Source organism: Campylobacter sp. B0100352/1 (assembly GCF_020135855.1).
Classification (GTDB): Bacteria; Campylobacterota; Campylobacteria; order Campylobacterales; family Campylobacteraceae; genus Campylobacter_D; species Campylobacter_D taeniopygiae.
The window spans coordinates 1-3,097 of sequence record NZ_JACHTP010000047.1 but is presented as its reverse complement, the minus strand read 5'-3'; the positions used below and the strand labels follow the sequence as shown (position 1 = coordinate 3,097).

1 protein-coding gene is annotated in these 3,097 nt (G+C 24.6%); it reads left to right on the top strand.

Features of this window, described 5'->3' with window-relative positions; all coding sequences use genetic code 11:
* Positions 1-65 precede the first annotated feature (65 nt).
* Positions 66-3,097 (top strand): hypothetical protein (locus tag H2279_RS08240; RefSeq protein WP_337196241.1); only part of this gene is annotated, 3,032 nt, incomplete at its 3' end.

The following is a 3,097-nucleotide window of genomic DNA, read 5'->3' as shown; positions in this document are numbered from 1 at the left end:
GGATTAATAGGTGAAAATATTGGCAAATAAAAAAATGATATAATAATATTTTAAAGGAATCTTTTATGTTTATAAGTTCTAAACCAGAGTTAATTCAAACTATTAAAAATTTAATCAACAATGAAGAAGTCAAGCAGATTGATTTTATTTATCCTAATTTTTCTGTTTTAAATGATATATTAAAAAATATTAATTTTCATCAAAAAAAAATCTTATTTAAAAAGCAAATATTAGCTATGGAAATATTAGAAATTTTAAAACAGATTTGTGATAATCACAATGATATAGAAGTAAATATCCATACTCTTAATGAGCTTAATGCTGGACAAAACATAAATTTAAAAGATTTATCAAGCAGTGAAATTTACACTAAGACTTATTTAAAAAACTTAGATGAAGAAATTCAAGATAAAAAACAAGGTAAAGATTTTAATCTCTTTTATTATACAGATAAAAATAATCTTTGTATCGAATTTATCAATACTTTAAAAAAAATAGTTAAAGATTCTGAAGATATAAATACCTTAGAAAAACTAATTGAAAACATCGATTCTGATGATATAAGTAGTGAGAAATTTGATGATTTTAAGAAAAAAGTTTTAAAAAAGATTGAAAGCATAACAGAATCGATTTTTTTTAAAAACAATATAACCCCATCTTTAAAAAGCACCTATGAAAAATTTATCGATGAGTTGCTAGAATACATTAAAAAACTTGCTAAAGAAAAAGAATATAAAAAGATTAAAATAATACTAAGCGCTATAGCGGGTGTTGTAATAGCCACAGTAGTAGCCGCTCTTACGGGTGGGACAGGACTAGCTATTGCGACTGCTGGTTTATTTTCTTTAATGGGTTCTGCAAACGAGTATTATGAATTTACTCAAAGAGAATATGCTGCGCTTTTAACACCTTTAGCTGCATTTTTAGCTACTAGATGTGCTATGTTTATTCATTATATTAATTCTCGTTTGTTATCTTGTGTTTTAATTGTTAATAAAAAAGAAATTATTGATTTAAGTGGTTTTGGATTATATCTTGGAAGTGATAAAAGCAATATTGCTTCAAATTTAGCCTATAAAACTACTCTAAATAAAGAAATAGAAAGCATTGAAAGTATCTTTAGTGAAATCTTTTTAGAACAAAGGGATAAAGAGCATCAAGTTGCTATTAGTGATTCTCAATTAAGCAATTTATCTACTCCCATTTTAACACAAAAACTGTCTAGTTTATATTTGAAGAATCATTCTATTTTGGAAAATTTACAAGAAGATATCAAACAGTTTAATTATTTTTCTTATATAGAAAGTCCAAATTTTAACTCAAGTAAATTGGCTGAATTTTTCGTACAAAAAAATCAAAATGCACAAATAGATTTAAATACAACTAAAATGAGTAAAAATTATTTAATTATTTCAAATATCCCCAGCAAATACAATGCAGGACTTAATGAGAGCCTAACTCAAGAAATCGTTCATAACAATATACAAGATAAATACAGAGAAAGTAAAGAAAGTTTGGATGTTTCAAGAAAAACCTATAACAGCAAAAGAGATTATAGTGAATATAGCATAGAAATGTCACAAGATGAAAATGAACCCTATATTTTACAATTAAGCCCTTTTGTGAAAATATCCAAAGAAGCTTATAAAGAAAGCAAAAAAGCTTATGAAGATATGCAAGATAGTTATAAAAAAATATTAAATTACAATAAAAACGAACCGCAATCTAATAATTATCCAGTCGAAATAAAACGTATGGAATTTCAAGAAGACTTTGATAAAAAATTGCAAAATATTAAATTATATAATTATATGTACATCCGAAATTTCTTTAAACAAAACGAAGAAAAAGAATCCATTATAGAAAAGGAAAAGAAACTAGCTTATCAATATTTAGAGTTTTTGCAAGAAAAAATTTTTAAAGAAATTTGTACTAAATCAAAAAATATTTATGGATTAAAAATGTATACTTTTAGAGATTGTCTGCAAATTGCTTGGGAGCTTTATCGCGCAAAACAAATTTTTATTAATCTGAATTTAAAATTTAAAAAAAGTTTTTTTGGAAACATTAATGTAGAATATTTAGATGAAGATTATACTGTATTTTCAGACGATAATTGTTGGATTTTTGAAGAAAAAAATAAACACAATTTTAGTGCTATTGACTTCACTCAAGATTTATTAGATATTTTTATAGAAAGCAATAAAGATAATGACGAAAATGAAGATAAAAATAAGAAAAATAACGAAAACATACAAAAATTTTTCAATGAATTGTTAAAAGAATTAACAGTTGAATTAACAGATGAAGAATTAAAGCAAAGATTTCAAAAAATTTATGATAAAAGTTTTTTAGAACAAAAACTTGAAGAAAGCAGAATGGAACTTTTTAGCAATCTTTTTTGGGAAGCAATAAGTAGTCTTGTTCCTTTGAGCAATTTTTTTTATCACATTAAAGATCCTATTAAAGTTTTTCAAAAAATTACAAATATTTGTATTACTTATATGCAAAAAGGTTTTAAAGAAGTTCTCATTGAGCAACTAGGCCTTATATATGTATTTACAACAAATCCAAATATTGGAATTGAAATTAGATCATCTGGAAAAAATTATTTTAAGAGTCACGCCAGAGAACAATTTTTGACAATTAAGGAAGATTTCTTTCAGACTAAAACAAAAATAGTTTTTATGGTAGAACAGATAAAAAATGGTGTTAATATTGACAGTTTTAGTACAATTAAAGCAAATATAGAAAAACATCATAAATTAGATATGAAAGATGAAAAATTACTCAGAGATCTTTATAATGATATTAAATCTACACCTCATGTTGAAAAAATTACAATTAAAACAAATTGGCTTCAAGCTAAAACCTTAATAAAAATGATAAAGCCGGATTTAGCTAGCATGTTGGCAGAATTTGTAGCAAATTTAGCATTAAATTTTTTCTTTCCAACAAATTTTAAAGCCTTGCAAGAACAATATGAAAGTATTATTTATCAGCTTTATACCTTTAAATATGATTTTCCTTTAGCGGTTGTAAGAGATCATTTTGTAACCTACCCTTTTGCAATCAATTCAAAATTTATTAGCTTTGA